This is a genomic window from Micromonospora sp. CNZ303 (assembly GCF_004345505.1).
In genome coordinates, this window is record NZ_SLVT01000007.1 from 246,009 (window position 1) to 266,454 (window position 20,446).

The following is a 20,446-nucleotide window of genomic DNA, read 5'->3' on the forward strand; positions in this document are numbered from 1 at the left end:
TCGCCTGTCCGGCCCGAGCCGACCGTGACCCCGGACTCCGCGCCGTCGACCGACGTCCCCGAGGGCGCGCCGTCCTCGACCGTCGCCCCTGAGGACGCCCCGTCCTCGACCGTCGCCGCCGAGGGCGCCCCGTCCTCGGCCTTGACGGCGGAGGGCACCTCGTCCTCGGCCGTAGCTGCGGAGGGCACCTCGTCCTCGGCCGTAGCTGCGGAGGGCGCTTCTCCGGCCGTGGCGGTGCTGCCGCCGGAGTTGGCCGGTGCGGCGCGCACCCTCTTCGGCGACCGACTCGACCTGGCCGCCGCGTACGCCGAACTGCTCGCCACCGACGGCGTGCTCCGCGGCCTGATCGGCCCGCGCGAGGCCCCCCGGATCTGGGACCGCCACCTGCTCAACTGCGCGGCGGTCGCCGAGCGCATCCCGGAGGGCGCGACGGTGCTCGACGTCGGCTCCGGGGCCGGGCTGCCCGGCCTGGTGCTGGCCATCGCGCGACCCGACCTGACGGTGACCCTGATCGAACCGCTCTCCCGGCGCACCTCCTTCCTCATCGAGGCGGTGCAGCACCTCGGGCTGGCCAAGATGGTCCGGGTGTTTCGGGGGCGCGCCGACGAGGCGGCAAGCGGGTCGACGGGCATCGGACCGCTGAGCGGGGACGTGGTTACCGCGCGCGCCGTCGCACCCCTCGACCGGCTCTCGACGTGGTGCCTGCCGCTGGCTGTGCGCGGCGGTCGGCTGATCGCCCTCAAGGGGGCGTCCGCCGCGGAGGAGATCGCCGAGCACGCGCAGACCGTGGCCCGGCTCGGTGGCGGCGCGCCCGAGGTGCACCGCTGCGGCGAGGGAGTGATCGACCCGCCGACGACGGTGGTGGAGATCGTGCGGGAGCGGATGATCGGCCCGGCCCGGCCGAAGGCCGCGAAGAGCGCGCGCGGCGGCCGCTCCCGGCGGCGTTGAGTCCCTCTCGGACACCCGCGCGGGATGTCCGCCTACCGGCTTCCCGGCCGGCGGTTGCGTCGTTGAACGGTACGGGTGGACGGAAGGATGAGAACCCGACGTGGACCGGCCGCGCCCGTGAGCCGTAGGCTGGCTGCGCGTCGATAGTGTGGAGCGGGCGGCAACGGACGTTCACCGGTCCCGCCGCTCCCGCCGGGCCGTACGCTCCGCGGTGCGATCGCGTACGGCCAGTTGACGGGGTGCGGACCGACCATCCGAAGCGGGCAGGGATGACAGGTGCATGACGACGGAAGGTACGACGATCCACGCGTGACGGGGCCAGCGGGCGACCCCGTTTCACGTGAAACCGACTACCCGAGCTGGTCGCCCGACGGGCCGACGAACCGGCCCCCGGACCGGGACGCGGCAGTCCAGCCGGGCGGCGCCGAGCCGGACCTGCCGGAGCCTCCGGCGACCCGCGCCGCGCCCGACGTGCCGCGGGCCGGCAATTCGGCCGGCGGCCGGGTGATGTCCGTTCGGCGCAACCCCTCGGCCTCGGCGCGGTTCGAGTCCGCCGTGCCGCAGCAACCCACCCCGGACTCCGTGCCGGACGCGACTTGCGAACCCGTTCCCGTCACCGACCCGTTCGCGCCCCCGGCCGGCTCCCCCGGAGCCGCAGTCGCCGAGGCCGCGTACGTTTCACGTGAAACCCCGACGCGCGAAGAGGATGACCCACCGTTGGCTATGGAGGCGATGCGCGCCGTGCAGATCCTTAATCCGAGTGGCGAGGTGACGATGCCTCGCCCGGAACGGACCCGGGTCATGTGCGTCGCGAACCAGAAGGGCGGCGTGGGAAAGACCACGACCACGGTCAACCTTGCGGTGGCGCTGGCCCTGCACGGCAACCGGGTGCTGGTGGTCGACCTGGACCCGCAAGGGAACGCCTCCACCGGGCTGAACGTCCCGCACCACACCGGTGTGCCGGACGTCTACGACTGCCTCATCAACAGCGTGCCGCTGGAGGAGGTCGCCCAGGGCGTCGAGGGGATCCCCAACCTCTGGTGCGTACCGGCGACGATCGACCTCGCCGGCGCGGAGATCGAGCTGGTGTCGGTGGTGGCCCGCGAGTCCCGGCTGGCCCGGGCGATCGCCGCCTACCCCGGCCACTTCGACTACGTCTTCATCGACTGTCCGCCCTCGCTCGGCCTGCTCACGGTCAACGCGCTCGTGGCCGCGCAGGAGGTGCTCATCCCGATCCAGTGCGAGTACTACGCGCTGGAGGGGCTGAACCAGCTGATCAACAACATCAACCTGGTGCGCCAGCACCTGAACCCGAAGCTCGACGTCTCCACCATCCTGCTCACCATGTACGACCGGCGCACCCGGCTGGCCGACGCCGTCGAGCAGGACGTGCGGAACCACTTCGGCGACAAGGTGCTCCAGGCGGTCATCCCCCGCAACGTCCGCGTCTCGGAGGCACCCAGCTACGGCCAGTCGGTGATGACCTACGATCCGGGATCGCGGGGGGCGACGAGCTACTTCGAAGCCGCCCAGGAGATCGCCGAGCGTGGCGTCAAGGAGCCGGTGGGCCGGAATGCGTAGTGCGGAACAGTCGCTGGGAGGCGTGGCATGAAGAACCGTCCTCGGGGCGGTCTGGGGCGAGGCCTGGGGGCGCTCATCCCGACCGGGCCGGCGCCGACCGCCGTAGTTGAGCCGACCACCACAGAGGAGCCGCCAGCTCCCGTGGAGGCGGCTGCTGACACTGCTGTGGCTGCGCCGGCGGGACCGGTGCCGACCGGCCCGGTGCCGGCCGTGGCGATTCCACCGGTGGCGGCGCAGCCCGAGCCGCAGCCCGAGCTCAGCCCGGTGCCGGGTGCCCGGTTCGCCGAGATCCCGGTCGACGCCATCGTGCCGAACCCCAAGCAGCCGCGCCAGGTCTTCGACGAGGACGCCCTGGAGGAGTTGAAGACCTCCATCCAGGAGGTCGGCTTCCTCCAGCCGATCGTCGTACGACAGCTCGACGACGAGAAGTACGAGCTGGTCATGGGTGAGCGGCGCTGGCGGGCCGCGCAGGCCGTCGGGCGGGAGAACATCCCGGCGATCGTCCGTGACACCCACGACGACGCCATGCTCCGGGACGCGTTGCTGGAGAACATCCATCGGGCGAACCTGAACCCGCTGGAGGAGGCGGCCGCGTACCAGCAACTGCTGGACGAGTTCGGCGCCACCCACGAGGAGCTCGCCCGGCGCATCGGGCGGAGCCGGCCGCAGATCTCGAACACCATCCGGCTGCTCAACCTGCCCGCGCAGGTCCAGACTCGGGTCGCCGCAGGGATCCTCTCCGCCGGGCACGCCCGTGCGCTGCTGAGCCTCGACGAGGCCGAGGCGCAGGAGCAGCTCGCGCGCCGGATCGTCGCCGAGGGGATCTCGGTCCGCGCGACCGAGGAGATCGTCGCGCTGGCCCTGAGCGACGGTACGAGCAAGAAGGAGACGGCCAAGCGTCGTCCGAAGCCGCACGCTCCCGCCCTGACGGATCTGGCCGACCGCCTTTCCGACCGGTTCGACACCCGCGTGAAGGTGGACATCGGCCGGAGCAAGGGCAAGATCACCATTGAGTTCGCGACGGTCGACGACCTGGAGCGGATCGTCGACCTCATCGGCGTCGGCCAGGAAGAGGAACCGGAGGCCTGATTCCTCCGAGCCGCCCGGCCGCGTGACCCCAGGGCCACGCGGCCGTTCCATGTCCGACCGCTGCGGTCGTCAACCCTGCCGACGTACGCGCCACAACCCGGCCTCCGCGCCGGACTGTCGGGCCAGTCGGCGTGGCACTTCCCGGGCGGGAGCGGCCCTGGGAGGTCTGCCAGTTCGCTACAGAGGCAGCGGCCCTCAGCCTGATGCCTGGGGGCCGCTGCCGATTGGTGGGCGGAGTGGCGTTCCGTGGGTGGCGATGGGCTACGTCAAGCAGGGGTGTTGAAAGTGCTCACGTCCTTGACGTTCCCTGAGAAGATCCAGCCGTGGGGAGACGTGCCCCCGACGCTGACGTAGTACCAGAGGCTTCCTGCCTCGTTCCTCGTGAAGCACCAGCCGCCGAGTCGCGAGCCTACGGGGGATCGGGTAGGTGCTCGTGTAGCCACAACCGGTCCCGTGGGGGCCGTCCTTGAGGAAGACGGAGTTCTTCACGGTTGCGCCCCCGCTACCCTTCTCGTCCGGCTCCCATCCGCAGGCCATGACATCGACGTTCGACGGTGTCCAGTTCGGCGGTTCGCCCGCCGCTCGCGGGCGCGTCTTGGCCGGCCATTGCCGGCGAGGCCGGCGCGACCGTCAGGCCTCCCACGAGGAGCAGCCCCGTCACGATCGCCGACACCTTCCGCTTGGTCAGGGTGTTCATCCCTTTTCCTTCCTGCCGGGTCAAGGGCCGCAGGACAGGCCGTCCTGCGTGCCACATCGATCTGGCGATAAGCCTGGCCGGCGGTAGGTGACGGCGGGAAGGGTCTGCGCTGGGCGGGACAGTTCCGCACGCGTTCCGTCCAGCGAGCGCGGCTGCCCGGAGGGTTCAGGCGCAACGGGATGAGCTGTGACCTGAGAGCGAGCCAGCCTGGAAGGGAAGAGAACGGACCGTTGACAGGGTCGGGAGCCGGCGGCGAACCCCGACGGGGCTCCACCAGGGATTCTCTCAGGACGCTACTGAGGCGCGCCCACGCGCGGACCCCGGTTGCCCTGCCCGACGTAGATCCGCTCCGGTGCGGCCCCACGTCCTGATGCGGGATGCGTCCGGGCCACCGTCCCGGCGGCCGTCCGGAGCTGCCGGGACGGTGGGTAGGGATGGCTCCGGCTTTCTGCGCAGCCTAGGAGGCGCTACGGGGCGCGGGTAGCGTTGCCGCCCCTCCAGGCGCCCCGGCTCCAGTGTGGGTCGTTGCCGGTCGGTGCGATCGCCAACATCCGGGCCCGGATGGTCGCCCGGCCGGCGGCCTGGACGGCCGCAGAGACGACTCAACGCGCATCGCCCGATCCGCTGTCGCATCGGTTCCCGACCCAGCAGCATCTCCGTGAACTGCCAGCGGCCTGGTTGCTCTGCTGTTGCGGACCCGTGAAACGACCCGGTTTCACGTGAAACCGGTGACGCGCGGGCAGACCTGCGGGCAGGCGCTCGACTCGCGACCCGCGCCGGCCGCTCCGGACCCAAGGAGTGGACCAGCCGCCTGGCTGACTGGTCGGAGTGGCACAGAGGCGCGCCATCCTGGTTTCACGTGAAACGGCGCCGCCTGGCAGGGGTGTACAGCCCGCACGAGTGGATGCCCCGATCGAACTCCACCGCAGCGAATGCCGTCTGAGCCGCCAAGGGGCCGACCTCCGCCCCAAAGGCCGAGGGGACCCGTTCTCGACAACGGCCCGTCGTTCCGGACCGGACTGCTCCGGCCGTCTAGGTCGCCGCTCGGCAGCTCCCTGCGGTTGGAGCGGCGATTCCGTGGAGGGCCGGGGTCAGGACGTGGAGGACCGCATCGGCCGGCGGGCACTGATCATCGTCATCGGGTCGGCTCGGAAACCGGGACGCACACAAACTCCTGAACGCTCCTGCGCCTTTGTATCGATGCGAGGGTGCGACATGCGCACCAGAACAGCGGTCACGGATCGAGCGGCTCAGCACATCGGCTTGCAGCCGGGTCTGGCGCGGCTGGCCGCCGCTCGGAGCCTTCAATCCGGGTGGGGCTTGCCGCCGGGTCATCGGTCTGCCGTGGGGCTCCGCTGCCGGCATCTGCGGACCTGTTCCTGCGGCGGGGTGGCGTACGCCATGGGCCACCCCAGCATCCCCCCGGCCACCGTCAGCGACCCCCGGTTCCACGTGAAACGGCGCTCGCCGTCCGGCCGCATGAGTGGATGACGGCGTACGACAAGTTATCCACAGGGGTTATCCACAGGGAGCCCCGTTTCACGTGAAACCCCGCGTGAAACGGGGTGCCGGCCTGTGGATGACGGTGGGTGTGCGGCACTCGACCGGCCTGTGGATAGCTGTGGACAACGTCATACCCGACTCGTAACGCACGGCCTGAGTGGCGCTGCTCCCGTCGATCGTTCGGGTAGGGACAGCGGTGCCGGAACCGGTTAGTGTCAGCGTCGTGCCCGACACCCCTCCCTCCGTTCCGGACTTCACCCAGTGGCCGTCCTTTCCCTTCGAGGGCGATCTTCGCGTCAAGCAACTCGACGATCCGGTCCCGGTCGAACCGCCGCGCAAGGGCGAGGGGCACCGGGAATGCACCGCCTGCAACGCCCCCGACGACGCCTACATCTGGGTGGGTGAGCGGTGGCGGGTACGCGCCATGGACCGCCCCACCGGGCTGCCGATGGTGCTGATCCTGGAATCCCGCTCGCATCTGGATCTCGGCGACCTGCCGAACCTGCTCGCCGCCGAGTTGGGCGTGATGACCGTACGGCTGGAGCGAGCCATCCGGTCCCTCGACGGGGTCGCCCGGGTGCACGTCAACCGCTGGGGCGACGGCTCGGCGCACCTGCACATGTGGTTCCTCGCCCGGCCGTACGGGCAGCTCCAGCTGCGGGGGACTTTCCTCTCCCTGTGGGATTCCATCCTGCCGCCGATCTCGGAAGCGCAGTGGCGGGAGAACCTTGCCATGGTCGCCGCCTGGCTGGCGGAGTTCGGGGGTCGACCGCTGGCGGAGCCACCGCGCATCCAGTGGCAGGCCCCGTCAAGCTTCACCGGTCAGCTCCCGGCGGAAGACGCTCCGGCAGAGGGCGAGGCAGTCTCCGTGATCGAGTCCGCCGAGGAGACCCCACCGGCGCAGGAACCGGAGACCGAGGCGCCTGCCACGGACGCCGGACGGTCGGGCAGCCAGACGTAGAACCGGGGCGGCCACCCGAGGAAGTACCCTCCGGGTGGCCGCGCGGCGGACAGTGAGGCGGCGGATCGGACGGGGCGACGTCCGGCGCCGACCCCCCTCCCGCGCCGGAAGGTGGGGCGGCGGAGTCGGTGTCAGGGGTGCCGGGCTGCGGCGCGGGCCACCAGGGTGCCGACCATCCTGCCGAAGTCCAGTCCGGCGGCCTGGACCGCGAGCGGCAGCAGCGAGGTCTCGGTCATCCCCGGTGAGACGTTGACCTCCAGCACGTGCGGCTGGCCGGCTGAGTCCACGATCAGGTCGACGCGGCTCAGGTCGCGCAGCCCCAGCGCGGTGTGCGCGGCCAGCGCGACGTCGGCCACCGCACCGGCCACCTCCGGCTCCAGCCGGGCGGGGGTGTGCCAGGTCGTCCGGCCGGCGGTGTAGCGGGCGGCGTAGTCGTACACCCCGTTGCGGGGCACGATCTCCACCGCGGGCAGGGCGCGCGGTCCGTCGCCCAGGTCGACCACCGAGACCGCCACGTCCATGCCAGGCACGTACCGCTCGACCAGCGCCGTGGGATCGTACGCGAAGCAGCCGACCATCGCGGCCGGCAGCGACGCGGCCTCCCGGACCACGGCGGCGCCCAGCCCCGAACCGCCCTGGGCGGGCTTCACCATGAGCGGCAGCCCCAGCCGCTCGACGATCCGGTCCAGCACCGCCACGGCGCCCAGCTCGGAGAACCGGTCGTGCGGGAGGGCGACCCAGTCCGGGGTCGGGATGCCCGCCTCGCGGAGCACCGCCTTGGCCGAGGGCTTGTCCCAGGCGAGCCGGGACGCGCGGGCGTCGCACCCCACGTACGGGATGCCGCAGAGGTCGAGCACGCCACGCAGCGACCCGTCCTCGCCGGTGGCGCCGTGCAGGGCGATCACGACGGCGTCCGGCGGGTCGGCGCTCAGGGCCGGCAGCAGCGCCACGTCGGCGTCCCGCAGCTCGGCGTCCATCCCGACCGCGCGCAACGCGTCGAGCACCCGGCGTCCGGACCGCAGCGAGACGTCACGTTCGTAGGAGAGCCCGCCGGCGAGCACCAGCACCCGCAGGTCGGCGGTGACGGCGGCGTCGGTCACGACGGAACGGTCGGCAGCGGTGGGAACCATGCCGGAATCATGCCAAGTCGGGTCCCGGCGTGTCCGCGCCGGCCTGCCCGCGCCGCGTGCCGGGGCGGCCGACCGTGCCGAACACCCGCCGCGTGGCGATGTCCTGCTCCATCACGCCGGCCAGCCGGCGCACGCCCTCACGGATCCGATCCGGGGACGGGAACGAGAAGTTCAGCCGCATGTTGCCGCTGCCGGTGCCGTCGGCGTAGAAGCCGGTGCCCGGGACGTAGGCCACCCGGGCGGCGATGGCCCGGGGCATCATCGCCTTGGAGTCGAGGCCGTCGGGCAGGGTCGCCCAGACGAAGAGACCGCCGCCCGGCGTCGTCCAGGTCGTGCCGGCGGGCATCAGGTCGTCCAGCGCGGCGAGCATCGCGTCGCGCCGTTCCCGGTAGACCTCGCGGTAGACCTTGAGCTGCTCCCGCCAGGGCATGGTGCCGAGGTAGGTGGAGACGGCGGCCTGCGCGTAGCCGCTCGGGCAGAGGATCTGCGCCTCGCTGGCGATGACGAGCTTGTCGCGCACGGCGTGCGGCGCGAGGATCCAGCCGACCCGCAGGCCCGGGGCGAAGGTCTTGGAGAAGGTGCTGAGGTAGAAGACCCCGTCGCGGCGCCGCGCGCGCAGCGGTGCCGGAGCGTCCCCCTCGAAACCCAGCTGACCGTACGGGTCGTCCTCGACCACCAGCAGGCCGGCGCGCTCGCAGATGTCGAGCACCCGCTCCCGCCGCTCCTCGGTCAGCGTCACGCCCGTCGGGTTCTGGTAGGTCGGGATGGTGTAGAGGAACTTGACCCGCCGACCGGCGCGAGCCTGCTCGGCGATGGCCGCCTCCAGCGCCTCCGGGACCAGCCCGTCGTCGTCCATCGGCACGTGCACGACCTGCGCCTGGGCGGCCTGGAACACCCCGAGCGCGCCGACGTAGGTCGGGCCCTCGGCGAGCACCACGTCCCCGGGGTCGAGGAAGAGCCGGGCCACCAGGTCGAGGGCCTGCTGCCCGCCCACGGTGACCACCACGTCGTCCGGGGAGGCGCCGCAGGCGGCGTCGATGCCGGAGAGCGCCATCACCTCGCAGATCCGCTCGCGCAGCTCCAGGGTGCCCTGGCCGATGCCGTACTGGAGGGTGGTGGCGCCGTGTTCGGCGCCGAGCCGGCCGAGCATCTCGCCGACCGCGTCGAGCGGCAGCGCCGCGATGTAGGGGGCGCCACCGGCGAGCGAGACCACCTCCGGCCGACTGGCCACCGCGAAGAGCGCACGGATCTCCGAGGCGGTCATGCCCCGTACGCGGCGGGCGTACCGGTCGGTGTAGTCGTCGAGCGTCGTGCCGGTCATGACATCACCTCGATGGCTGCTCGGGTGGCTCCCGCCCCGGCGTACCCGGGACACCTGCGACCATGGCGACGCGGGACGCCGAAGGTCGATCCTAGTCGCCGTCTGCCAGGTGCGTAACCGCGACGTGACCGGCGTCCACATCGCGGACCCCGGCCGGTGCCCTGGAAGGAGAGGCATTCGCGCGTCCCCTCCCGCAGCGTCCGTTTGCGGCGTACGATCGCTCGTCGGGGGCAGGTAGGCGGTGTCGTCGTTCCGTGCCGGTCTCACCTCCGAGCCTAATGTGGGGATACACCAATGTCGCGACGTCTGGTCAGCTTGACCCTCGACACCCTGGAGGACCTGCCCCGCCCGTGTCGGCAGTGCGTCTACTGGGAGCTTGATCCGGTCTCGGCGGACCGGGCCTGTGCCGCGGGCGACCCGGGGCTGGAGAAGGAGGCCTGGGTCTCGCAGACGCTGCTGGAGTGGGGCTCCTGCGGCAAGCTCGTCTACGTCGACGGCATGCCGGCCGGCTTCGTCCTGTACGCCCCACCCGCCTACGTGCCCCGCTCGATGGCCTTCCCCACCTCCCCGGTCTCCGCCGACGCCGCGCTGCTGATGACGGCCAACGTGGTGCCCGCCTTCGCCGGCGGAGGGCTGGGCCGGATGCTGGTCCAGGGCGTCGCCCGGGACCTCACCAAGCGCGGCATCAAGGCGATCGAGGCCTTCGGCGACGCCAAGTTCGGCGACGCGGCCGACCCCGCCGGCGCCTGCGTCGCCCCGGCCGACTTCTTCCTCTCCGTGGGGTTCAAGACGGTCCGGCCGCATCCGCGCTTCCCCCGCCTGCGGCTGGAGCTGCGTACCGCGTTGAGCTGGAAGTCCGACGTCGAGTACGCGCTGGAGAAGCTGCTCGGCTCGATGAGCCCCGAGACGCTGCTCCGTCCGGTCCGTCCGGCCCCGGCCACCCGCTCGACCGCCGGCTGATCCCACGCCGGCGCGTCCGGCCCCGGCGACGGATCCCGGTCGGGAGCCGGCAGGCGGCTCAGTCGACGACCGTGCCGGCGGCCACCACCGCCCGCAGGGCGCTCACGTCGATCGAGCCGGTGGGGACGTCGCGCTCGACGGGGAAGTACATGCGCTGCACGGCGGCGACGACGGCCTCCACCACCCTGTCCCGGAACCGGTGGTCGACCAGCCGGGCCCGGTCGGTGGGCGAGGTGAGATAACCGACCTCGACGCGTACGGCCGGCATCCGGGTCAGCCGGAGCAGGTCCCACGCCTTCGCGTGCGTACGGCAGTCGCGCAGCCCGGTGCGGGCGACGATCTCCCGCTGCACCAGCCCGGCCAGCCGTTCCCCGGTCGCCGAGGTCACCCCGTTGTCGGTGCCGTAGTGGTAGGTCGCCACCCCCTCGGCCGCCGGGTTGGCGTGCTCGTCGACGTGCAGCGAGATGAACACGTCGGCGCCGAGCGAGTTGGCCAGCTCCGCCCGGTCGACGTCCGGCAGGCAGTCCTCCTGGGCCGGCCCACGGGTGAGCTGCACCCGGACACCGGCGGCGGCGAGCCTGCCCTCCAACCGGCTGGCCAGGTCGTACACGAGATCCGCCTCGGTCCACCGCAGCGACCCGTCCGGCACCACCACGCCCGGGTCGGTGCCCCCGTGCCCGGGATCGACGACGACGGTCCGGCCCACCAGCGCCGGGCCGGACTGCCGGATGGCGTCGGACTCGCGCAGCCACTGCGGCCGCCCGCCGACGACCTTGCGGCCGAGCCGGCGCAGTGCGTTCATGGTGTGCGGACCGCACGAGCCGTCGGGCGTCAGCCCGACCTCGCGCTGGAACTGGGCGACCGCCCGGGAGGTCCGTACGCCGTAGATGGCGTCCGCGCGCCCGACGTCGTACCCCATCTCCAGCAGCCGCTCCTGGAGCGAGCGGACGTCCTCACCGGTGAGTGGCTCCGGAACCGCGTGGTAGAGCGTGCGGGCGCCCAGCCGCCAGCGGGCGGCGTCCAGGGCCCGCCAGGTCTCCGCACCGACCCGGCCGTCCACGCTGAGCCCACGCGACTGCTGGAAGGCCCGCACGGCCCGTTCGGTGTGGGTGTCGAACTCGTCGGCGCCCGGCGCCGTCGGGACGAGCAGGTCGAGGCCGGTCAGCACCGTACGGATCTCGGTCACCGCGGGTCCACGGTCACCGGGTCGGATCGGACGCACGCACGACCCCCTCTGCACGGACGGTTGCTGGCCGGGCGGCCCCCGCTTGAGGTTATGCGTTCCGGGGGCTCCGGGTGCCCCGCGTCGGGAAAAACGCGTCGACCCCGTGCCCGGCGGACCGGGTACGGGGTCGACGCGCGTCGGTGCTGCTCAGAGCGCCGATTCGATGAGCCTGACGAGCTCGCCCTTCGGCTTGGCGCCGGCGATCGACTGCACCGGCTCGCCGTTCTTGAAGACGGTGAGGGTGGGGACCGACATCACCCGGTAGGCGCGGGCGGTCTCCGGGTTCTCGTCGATGTTGAGCTTGACGATGGTGACCTGGTCGCCCATCTCGCCGGCGATCTCCTCCAGCAGCGGCGACACCTTGCGGCACGGGCCGCACCACTCGGCCCAGAAGTCCACCAGAACCGGCTTGTCGGACTTCAGCACGTCGGCGGCGAAACTCGCGTCGGTGACCGACTTCGTTGCTCCCACTATGACCCTCCTCCGGGATGTGTTTCGGTTGTTCAGCCCTGCAGCGTGGCGATGAAGCGCTCGGCGTCGAGCGCGGCGGCGCAGCCGGTGCCGGCGGCGGTGATCGCCTGCCGGTACGTGTGGTCCACCAGGTCGCCGGCGGCGAAGACGCCGGGCACGCTGGTCCGGGTGCTGGGCGCCTGGACCTTCACGTAGCCCTCGTCGTCGAGCTCCACCTGCCCCCGGAAGAGCTCGCTGCGCGGGTCGTGACCGATGGCCACGAAGACGCCGGTGACGTCGAGGACCTTGGACTCGCCGGTGTGCGTGTTGCGTACCCGCACCCCGGAGACCTTGCCGTCGTCGCCGAGGATCTCCTCGACCGTGGTGTTCCACTCGACCTTGATCTTGTCGTTGCCCAGTGCCCGCTCGGCCATGATCTTGCTGGCCCGGAAGGAGTCCCGGCGGTGGATGATGGTGACCGAGTCGGCGAACCGGGTGAGGAAGCTGGCCTCCTCCATCGCCGAGTCACCGCCGCCCACGACCACGACGTGCTGGTTGCGGAAGAAGAAGCCGTCACAGGTCGCGCAGGACGAGACGCCGTGACCCAGATACTCCTGCTCGCCGGGCACGCCGAGCGGACGCCACGCGGAGCCGGTGGAGAGGATGACCGCCCGGGCCCGGTACGCGGTCTGGCCCACCCAGACGGTGCTGACGGCGTCGGAACCCACGCTGCCGGTGTCCTTCAGCTCGACCCGCGTCACGTCGTCGGTGAGGAACTCCGCGCCGAACCGCTCGGCCTGCTTGCGCATGTTGTCCATCAGCTCGGGGCCGAGGATGCCGTCGGCGAAACCGGGGAAGTTCTCCACCTCGGTGGTGGTCATCAGCGCACCGCCGGACTGCACGCCCTCGATGATGAGCGGCTTGAGGTTGGCGCGCGCCGCGTAGACCGCCGCCGTGTAACCGGCTGGCCCGGAGCCGATGATGATCAGGTTGCGGACCTCGTCCACTGCCGTCTCCCGATTGTGTTGTTCGCCATCGGCGCGCACCGATGCCGATCCGATGCCGACGCCGCTCGGTGCCGGCACTTCGATGTGCAGAACGTCATCGTACGAACCGGGGATTCCCGAGCCGGTCATCCGGTGGGTCAGGTCACGTGGACGGCCAAACGGCCGGTGACCGCGAATTCACCCTACCCGCGTGCGGTAGCGGCTGTCCGAGCCGGACCCGGGCACCCCGCATTCCGGCCCGCTCGCCCAGGCCCAGTGCGCTCCCGTGGCGTCGGTGAAGCGCACGATCAGCGCCGGGCGACCCTGGAACCGGGCGTAGTCGACCACGTCGACCACCAGCGGACCGCTGCCGTGCTCGGCCTTGATCTCGCCGATGCAGGCGCCCAGCGCGGCGGGGTCGGTGAGCCGGTCGAGCCCGGTGACGGAGCTGGGCAGCCGCCCGCCCTCCGCCTGGACGCCGGGCTGCTCTCCCGGCGGGCCGCTGGTGAACTGCCGTGCCTTCGTCGACGACGGAAGGGCGGCCAGGGACTCCGGCGTGTAGTCCGTTCCGCTGCGCACCGACGGCTCGCCGGCGATCCGGAAGGGCGTGGCGGCGGGGGCGGCGCCCTCACGGTTCGTCGCGGGCAACGCCGTGTCCGCGGCGCCGCCCGTCTGCTGGTCCCTGGTGAGCTGGTCGACGCCGAGCCCGACCGCCGCGATCGACACGGCGGCCAGCGCGACCGGCCCGGCCAGCCGGGACCAGCGGCGCCGTCGTCGCCCGGGCCCGGTGGCCCCGCCGCGGCCCGGCTCCGACCGGGGTACGCCGGCAGGACGTCTCCCGGACCCGCCGAGCGGCTGTGCCGGCACCGCCCCGATGCCCGTTCTGACCGTCGGTTGACCCTCCGCCGGCCGTTCCTCGGCGGATGTCGCGTCGTCCCCCGCCCCCCGGCCCTCCGGCTCGGCCCGGCCGGGCCCCGAACGGCCCGGCTCGGATCGGTCCGGCCCGGCGGAGTCCGCGGTGCCGAGGTCGGCTGCGGTGCCGAGGTCGGCTGCGGTGCCGAGGTCGGACGCCGTGGCGTGGGCCAGGGCGGCAACGATCCGGTCGGTGACGTCGGCCGGCATCTCGGGGACGGACGCGCCCCAGGTGGCCAGGTCCGCGTGGACGTCCGCCACGGCCGGGGCCAGCAGCGCGTACGCCTGCGCCCAGCCGGGGTCCTCGTCGACCAGTCGGGCGACGAGCTCCTCGTCCGGGGTGCCGTCCAGCGCCCCGCCGAGGTAGTCGGCGAGCAGGTCGTGGTCGACCTCCCTGTACCCCCCGGCAGTCACGCGTCCTCCTGGTGGAGATCCCGCCGGGACCGTCCCGACCCCGATCGGACGCCCTCGGGCGACCGCGGGTTCCCTCGGGTGACGGCCGGCACGTTCGGGCCCGTCGCCGGGGCCGGCTCCGCCCGCTGCGGGGTCGCCTGCGGCTCCGGCTTCTGCCTGGTGGGACGCAGGTGCCCGAGCTGTGCCGCCAGGCGGGCCCGGCCCCGGGCGCACCGGCTCTTGACCGTGCCCTCGGCCACGTCGAGGATCCGGGCCACCTCGGCCACGGGGTAGCCCTGCACGTCGACCAGGATCAGCGCCGCCCGCTGCTCGGCCGGCAGTTCGGCGAGCGCCTGCCGGACCACGAGCGCCGTGTCGTGGTCCTGGACGGGTGCCGCCGGCTCGACGCCCCCGGTGCCGGAATCGGTGTCCCGGACCCCGTCCGGCAGCGGCACCGTCGGGTGCGCCTGGCGGCGGCGGATCCGGTCCAGGCACGCGTTCACCACGATCCGGTGCAGCCAGGTGGTGACCGCCGAGTCGCCCCGGAACCGCCCGGCGGCGCGGTGGGCGGACAGCAGGGCGTCCTGGAGGGCGTCGGCGGCCTCCTCGCGGTCGCCGAGCGTGCGCAGGGCGACCGCCCAGAGCCGGTCCCGGTGCCGGTGGAAGAGCTCGGCGAAGGCGTGCGGGTCGCCGGCCACGTGGGCGTGCAGGAGATCGAGGTCCGCCGGCCCGGACGACGAGACCGGCGGACCCGCCGGTCCACCGGTCACTCGTTCCCCGCGTACGCCCATCACCACGTCCGGCGGATGCGGTGCCCGGAGCGCGGTGGCCGCCTCACGACCCCTGGACCGTGATCTCCTGGACGCCGAGCTTGTAGCCGCCGTCGCTCGGCGGCAGCTCGGTGATCCAGAACAGCAGGTAGCGGTACTTCTGGTCGGCGTTGAAGCCGTTGAAGGTCATCTTGGTGCCCCCGTGCTCCTCGAACGGCTGCCCGATCGCGGTCTTTTTGTAGTCCGCGAAGAGCTGGGCGTCACCGGAGGACGACGACGGCCGGTCGGTGGTGCCGGCGTAGAGCTGGGCGGAGGCGCCCCGGGCGGACAGGAGCACCTGCACGGACTTGACCGTGTGCTCGCCGCCGAGGTCGATCCAGACGCCCATGCCCTTCTTGAGGTTGCCGAAGTTGGCGCGGCCCCGGTAGGTCTGGGTCTCCCAGCCCTCGTCCTCGTCCCCGTCGTGCACCTTGTCGGCGTTGCGGACCTCGGTCCGGTCGCCCTCCGGGTCGATGATCCGCGCCGTGCTGATCTTCAGCGGCCCGGCCGTGATGGCGGCCGGGGTGGCGTCGCCGGCGGGCGCGTTGGACGAGGGCGCGGCCACCGGGTTGGTCTGTGGGTCGTCGTCACCGCCGCCCAGGGCGGTGATGCCGATCAGCAGGCCGACGAGGGCGACCGCCAGCAGGCTGGCGATGCCGATCGCGACCTTGCGTCCGCCGGCGGCGGCGAGCGGCGACGGCTCCTCGCCGGTGTCGGCCGCGAAGCGCAGCGGGCCGGCGTTGTCGAGGAACTGCTCGTCGGCCGGCACGTCCAGCCGGGCCAGCTCGGCCGCGAGCACGTCCGACGAGGGCGGCTCGATCTCGGTGTCCAGCAGGTCCATGGTGAGGTCGTCGAGGTACGCCGGCACGCCCGCCCGCACCTGCCGGGGGGCGGCGAGCGCGCCTGCCGCGTCGCGTACGGCGTCGGGGATGGCGGCCCGGCCGTGGCCGGCGGTGGCGCCACGCAGCGGGGCCTCGGCGTGCGGCCAGTGCCCGGTCAGGGCGAAGTAGAGGACCCCGCCGATCGCGCGGACATCGCTCTGCTGGCTGTCGGCGCCGTCGGTGCGCGCGTCGGCCAGCACCACCCGGCCGTCGTCACTGATCATCACCGTGCCGGGGTGGACGTTGCCGTGCACCATGCCGGTGGCGTGCACGGCGGCGAGGGCACTGGCGACCGCGTTGCCGATGGTGGTGGCGCGCGCCGGGTCCAGCGGCCCGTCGGTGACCAGCTCGCGCAGCGACTGCCCGTCGACCCACTCCCGCACCACGTACGCCCGCTCGGCCTCGTCGATCGCGTCGTAGACGCCGACCAGGTTGGGGTGGATGACGCGGCTGGCCGCGACGGCGCCCTGGAGCATCTCGGTGGCCGAGTCGCCACCCGGGTAGCGCAGCACGACCGCGACGGGACGGCGCAGGATGACGTCGACTCCGCGCCAGACCAGCCGACCCGCGCTGTCGTTGTTGATGTGCTCGACCAGCTCGTAACGCTCGGCGAGGATCTCACCGGCCGTGGGAGCACCGAAGGTCATGACCTGAGGAGCGCTCTCCTCCGCCTCCTGACCTTCGCCGACCTGGGTCACCCGTCCTCCCTCGGTGATCGTGTCGATCGATGGACCCGCGCTGCTGGGCATGTGGCTTCCCGCTCTGCCTTCGAAGGAACCGGCCGACCGGTGTCGACGCGGAGCGTCGGCGCCTGCCGTACCCGTCGAGAGCGACCTTACCCGGGTTGGCCGTCTCCCCGACATGTCATCTTCGCGCCGCTCCCGGGCCGAGCTGCCGGCAGGCGGCCGACTTGTCCGGTTGATCCCGTTGTCAGCCACGTTGCTGGCACATGTACTGGCCAATCTAGAGGTTGGCCGCAAGCACCCGCAGGGAGGGGGCCGGCCGTTGCGGCGATCGCGCCGACGCGGCCGGGTTCCCCCCGACCGGACCGCCATGCTCAGCCGTACGGCTGGTTATCCACAGGCCCTTTCGGTGCCTGAGCGGCGAATCACGGAGTTATCCACAGGCGCATCCCCAGGCTGTTGATCCTCGTTCACAGAGAGTGCAGTCCGCCTGCAGCGTGTCGCCCGCCCCGAGAGACGGGTTTCGGTCAGCGGCCCAGCCGGCGGCGGACCATGCCCACGACCTCGGTAATCTCGCCGATCCGCAGGACCATGGCCAGCCCGAGGTACGTCCCGCCGATCACCGCCCCACCGACCACGAGCTGGACGACGGCCTCCAGGCGGCTCGGCGTGTCGTCGCCGGGCAGCAGCTTGACCACGATCAGGCCGACCACCGCCGCGCCGAGCGCCGCGACCGCGACCCGCACGCCGGTGCGCATGATCTCGCCGAGGCCGATCCGACCCACCCGGGGACGTAGCAGCCAGGCGGAGGCGATCGCGGCGGCCAGGTAGGAGACGGCGTTGCCGATCATCATGCCGGCGCCAGCGAAGCTTGCGGAGAAGACCGCGAAGAGCACGATCTGCACCCCGATGCGCAGCGCCACCACCGGGATGTTGATCAGCGCCGGGGTGCGGGTGTCCGGCAGGGCGTAGAAGGCGAACGTGAAGAGCTGGCTGACGGCGAACGGCACCAGGGCGAGCGCGGCGGCGAGCAGCACCACGGAAGTGGCGGTGGCGTTGCCCTCGTCGAAGGCGCCCCAGCGGAACAGGGTGAACGAGATCGGGGAGGCGAGCACGGCGTAGCAGACCGCTATCGGGGCGAGCACCGCGGTGACCGTCCGGGTGCCCCGGGACAGGTCGGCGGCCACGTCCGCGTAACGGCCGTCGGCGGCGGCGGCGCTCATCCGGGGCATCAGCGCGGTGATGATCGAGACGGCGATGATGCCGTGCGCCGTCATCAGCAGCAGGAACACGTTGTTGTAGATCAGCGGGCCGGCAGCGTTCTCCCTGCCTGCCCGGTTCAGCAGGTTGAACAGCACGATCAGGCCGATCTGGCTGACCGCGACGTAGCAGAACATCCACGCCCCGAGCCGGCCCAGCTCGCGCAGGCCGAGCGCCCGGAAGTCGAAGCGGAGCTTCCAGCGGAAGCCGACTTTGCGCAGCGCCGGCAGCAGGCCGGCGGCCTGGATGGCGACGCCGAGCAGGGTGCCGCCGCCGATCAGCAGGATCCGCCCGGTCGTCATCTCGTCCGGCTTGATGATGTCCGCGCCGAAGACCGCGATGTAGAGGCCGGCGGTGGCGATCACCACCAGGTTGTTCAGGATCGGCGCCCACATCGGGGCGGCGAAGTGGCCCCGCGTGTTGAGCACCGCGCTGATCAGCGCGCTCAACCCGGAGAAGAAGATCATCGGCAGCATCAGGCGGGCCAGCGCCGTGACCAGCTTCGAATATTCGCCGGCCGACTCACCGCTGCCGTAGAGCATGGTCAACCACGATGCCGACAGCACTGCCAACAACGCGGCCACGCCGAGGGCGAGGACCGCCAGGGTGAGCAGTCGCTGGGCGTACGCCTGACCGCCGTCCGCGTCCGACTTGCGCCGCCGTACCAGCACCGGGATCAGCACGCTGGTGAGTACGCCGCCGAGCAGGAACTCGTAGACCATTCCGGGCAGGATCTGCGCGGTGGTGTACGCGTCACCGACCAGCGCGCCGCCGAGCGCCGCCGCGATCACCAGGTTGCGCAGGAAGCCCGTACCGCGGCTGACCAGGCTGCCCATGGCCATCACCGCGCTGTTGGCCGCGGCGCTGGCCTCGCCCACCTGCTCCTGCGGCGGCGCCGTCGACTCCATGGCCGGCTGGTTGAGCGGCTCGGCGGAGATGAACGTGGCGCCGTCCGACGGCCGGCCGGGCGCGGCACCGCCCTGGGCGGCGTTCGCGCTGCGGTAGAGACCGCCGCTCATCTTGTCGCCTCCAAGGCAGAGAGGTACGTCGGAGCCGGGGCACGGCCCGCACGTCACAGACGATAGTCAACGGCCACCCGTTACCCGCGCCCGGCGGACCGCATCCTCGTCGGGACCGATAGTCTGGCGCTCCCATGTCCGAAGCCTCCGCTCCCCACGCCGCCGACCGCCGCGAACTCACCGCCGCTCAGCGCAACGCCGTCGCCGAACTGCTCCGGGTTTCCCCGGTCGCCGACGAGTTGGGCCGCCGGTTCGCGCGGGCCGGCCACGAGCTGCACCTGGTGGGCGGTTCGGTACGCGACGCCCTGCTCGGCCGCCTCGGCGACGACCTCGACTTCTGCACCGACGCGCACCCCGACGAGACCCTGCGCATCGTGCGCGGCTGGGCCGAGTCGATCTGGGAGACCGGCCGCGAGTTCGGCACCATCGGGTGCCAGCGCGACGGGCTGCGGCTGGAGATCACCACCTTCCGCGCCGAGTCCTACGACCAGGTCAGCCGCAACCCGATCGTCGAGTACGGCACCGACCTCGCCGAGGACCTGCGGCGGCGCGACTTCACCATCAACGCGATGGCGGTCAGCCTGCCCGAGCACCGGTTCACCGACCCGCACGGCGGGCTGGACGACCTGGCCGCCAAAATGATCCGCACCCCGGGCACCCCGGCGGAGTCGTTCGGCGACGACCCGTTGCGGATGCTGCGCGCGGCCCGCTTCGCCGCGCAGCTGCGCTTCGCGGTGCACCCCGACGCGTACGCGGCGATGACCAGGATGGCCGGCGACCTGGACCGGATCACGGCCGAGCGGATCCGCGACGAGTTCACCAAGCTGCTCTGCGGCGCGGACCCGATCACCGGGCTGCGGCTGCTGGTCGACACCGGGCTCGCCGAGCGCTTCCTGCCGGAGCTGACCGGGCTCAAGCTGGAGATCGACGAGCACGCCCAGCACAAGGACGTCTACGAGCACACCCTGACCGTGGTGAGCAACGCCGTCTCGTACGAGACCGAGGGGCCGGACTTCGTCCTGCGGATGGCCGCGCTGATGCACGACGTCGGCAAGCCGGCGACGAAGGCGGTGGGCTCGGACGGCCGGGTCAGCTTCCACCACCACGAGGTGGTCGGCGCCCGGCTCACCAAGGCCCGGATGAAGGCGCTGCGCTACCCGAAGGAGATCACCGCCAAGGTGACCGCGCTGGTGGCGCTGCACCTGCGCTTCTACGGCTACGGCCGGGGCGAGTGGACCGACTCGGCGGTGCGCCGCTACGTCGCCGACGCCGGTGACCTGCTGCCGCGGCTGCACAAGCTGACCCGGTCGGACTGCACCACCCGCAACCGCCGCAAGGCGGCCCAGCTCGCCGCCGACTACGACGCGCTGGAGGAGCGGATCGCCCGGATCGCCGCCGAGGAGGACCTGGCGCGCGTCCGGCCCGACCTGGACGGCAACGCCATCATGGAGCTGCTGGGCGTACCGCCGGGACCCGTCGTCGGACAGGCCTGGAAACACCTCAAGGAGCTGCGCCTGGAGCGCGGCCCGCTGGACCGCGACGAGGCCGAGGCGGAGCTGCTGCGCTGGGCCCGCGACGAGGGCATCGTCGGCTAGTCCGGCCGGGTGCCGTGGGACGCGGTCCGACGGCGGACGAATC

Annotated in this window: 16 protein-coding genes; 6 read left to right on the forward strand and 10 right to left on the reverse strand. The window is 72.4% G+C overall.

Going from position 1 to position 20,446, the window contains the following annotated elements:
• Positions 1-228: 228 nt before the first annotated feature.
• The 3 genes from rsmG to EV374_RS14305 all read left to right on the forward strand — a co-directional run bounded on the left by rsmG (position 229) and on the right by EV374_RS14305 (position 3,618).
• Positions 229-948, forward strand: a complete 720-nt coding sequence (gene rsmG, locus EV374_RS14295) for a 16S rRNA (guanine(527)-N(7))-methyltransferase RsmG (RefSeq protein WP_132235579.1) — start codon at positions 229-231, stop codon at positions 946-948.
• Between the two features lie 507 nt (positions 949-1,455).
• On the forward strand, positions 1,456-2,529 hold the full coding sequence (locus tag EV374_RS32535; protein WP_486485752.1) for a ParA family protein: 1,074 nt from the start codon (positions 1,456-1,458) through the stop codon (positions 2,527-2,529).
• Between the two features lie 27 nt (positions 2,530-2,556).
• Positions 2,557-3,618: a ParB/RepB/Spo0J family partition protein gene (locus tag EV374_RS14305; protein WP_132235467.1), complete on the forward strand. Its 1,062-nt coding sequence runs from the start codon at positions 2,557-2,559 to the stop codon at positions 3,616-3,618.
• A gap of 502 nt (positions 3,619-4,120) precedes the next feature.
• Here the strand turns inward: EV374_RS14305 and EV374_RS14310 are convergent.
• On the reverse strand, positions 4,121-4,315 hold the full coding sequence (locus EV374_RS14310) for a hypothetical protein (RefSeq protein ID WP_132235469.1): 195 nt from the start codon (positions 4,313-4,315) through the stop codon (positions 4,121-4,123).
• Positions 4,316-6,041: 1,726 nt separating this feature from the next.
• Between EV374_RS14310 and EV374_RS14315 the strand changes: the two genes are divergently transcribed.
• Positions 6,042-6,779, forward strand: coding sequence for a hypothetical protein (locus EV374_RS14315; protein ID WP_486485746.1), 738 nt, complete (start codon positions 6,042-6,044; stop codon positions 6,777-6,779).
• Positions 6,780-6,910: 131 nt separating this feature from the next.
• Here the strand turns inward: EV374_RS14315 and EV374_RS14320 are convergent, their stop codons facing one another.
• Together EV374_RS14320 and EV374_RS14325 are read right to left on the reverse strand one after the other, a co-directional pair.
• Positions 6,911-7,909: a D-alanine--D-alanine ligase gene (locus EV374_RS14320; RefSeq protein ID WP_132235471.1), complete on the reverse strand. Its 999-nt coding sequence runs from the start codon at positions 7,907-7,909 to the stop codon at positions 6,911-6,913.
• Between the two features lie 7 nt (positions 7,910-7,916).
• A complete protein-coding gene (locus EV374_RS14325) occupies positions 7,917-9,230 on the reverse strand; it encodes an aminotransferase-like domain-containing protein (RefSeq protein WP_132235473.1) in 1,314 nt (437 codons plus the stop codon).
• A gap of 294 nt (positions 9,231-9,524) precedes the next feature.
• On the opposite strand from EV374_RS14325, the gene EV374_RS14330 reads away from it, so the two are divergent.
• Complete coding sequence (locus EV374_RS14330; protein WP_132235474.1) at positions 9,525-10,190, forward strand: GNAT family N-acetyltransferase; 666 nt, start codon at positions 9,525-9,527, stop codon at positions 10,188-10,190.
• A gap of 58 nt (positions 10,191-10,248) precedes the next feature.
• Here EV374_RS14330 and EV374_RS14335 read toward each other — a convergent pair whose 3' ends face one another.
• The 7 genes from EV374_RS14335 to murJ all read right to left on the reverse strand — a co-directional run bounded on the left by EV374_RS14335 (position 10,249) and on the right by murJ (position 18,808).
• Positions 10,249-11,412, reverse strand: a complete 1,164-nt coding sequence (locus EV374_RS14335) for an N-acetylmuramoyl-L-alanine amidase (RefSeq protein ID WP_132235476.1) — start codon at positions 11,410-11,412, stop codon at positions 10,249-10,251.
• 150 nt (positions 11,413-11,562) lie between these two features.
• A complete protein-coding gene (trxA, locus tag EV374_RS14340; protein ID WP_132235478.1) occupies positions 11,563-11,886 on the reverse strand; it encodes a thioredoxin in 324 nt (107 codons plus the stop codon).
• 32 nt (positions 11,887-11,918) lie between these two features.
• On the reverse strand, positions 11,919-12,872 hold the full coding sequence (trxB, locus tag EV374_RS14345; protein ID WP_132235480.1) for a thioredoxin-disulfide reductase: 954 nt from the start codon (positions 12,870-12,872) through the stop codon (positions 11,919-11,921).
• Between the two features lie 177 nt (positions 12,873-13,049).
• A complete protein-coding gene (locus EV374_RS14350) occupies positions 13,050-14,177 on the reverse strand; it encodes a hypothetical protein (RefSeq protein WP_132235482.1) in 1,128 nt (375 codons plus the stop codon).
• Positions 14,174-14,947, reverse strand: coding sequence for an RNA polymerase sigma factor SigM (gene sigM, locus EV374_RS14355; protein WP_132235484.1), 774 nt, complete (start codon positions 14,945-14,947; stop codon positions 14,174-14,176). The genes EV374_RS14350 and sigM overlap by 4 nt, the downstream gene beginning before the upstream one ends.
• A 43-nt stretch (positions 14,948-14,990) precedes the next feature.
• The gene (locus EV374_RS14360; RefSeq protein WP_132235486.1) at positions 14,991-16,595 is read right to left on the reverse strand and encodes a protein kinase family protein; all 1,605 of its coding nucleotides are present in this window, start codon (positions 16,593-16,595) and stop codon (positions 14,991-14,993) included.
• A 461-nt stretch (positions 16,596-17,056) separates the two neighbouring features.
• Positions 17,057-18,808, reverse strand: a complete 1,752-nt coding sequence (murJ, locus tag EV374_RS14365) for a murein biosynthesis integral membrane protein MurJ (RefSeq protein ID WP_132235488.1) — start codon at positions 18,806-18,808, stop codon at positions 17,057-17,059.
• Positions 18,809-18,942: 134 nt separating this feature from the next.
• On the opposite strand from murJ, the gene EV374_RS14370 reads away from it, so the two are divergent.
• A complete protein-coding gene (locus tag EV374_RS14370) occupies positions 18,943-20,403 on the forward strand; it encodes a CCA tRNA nucleotidyltransferase (RefSeq protein ID WP_132235490.1) in 1,461 nt (486 codons plus the stop codon).
• Positions 20,404-20,446 lie beyond the last annotated feature (43 nt).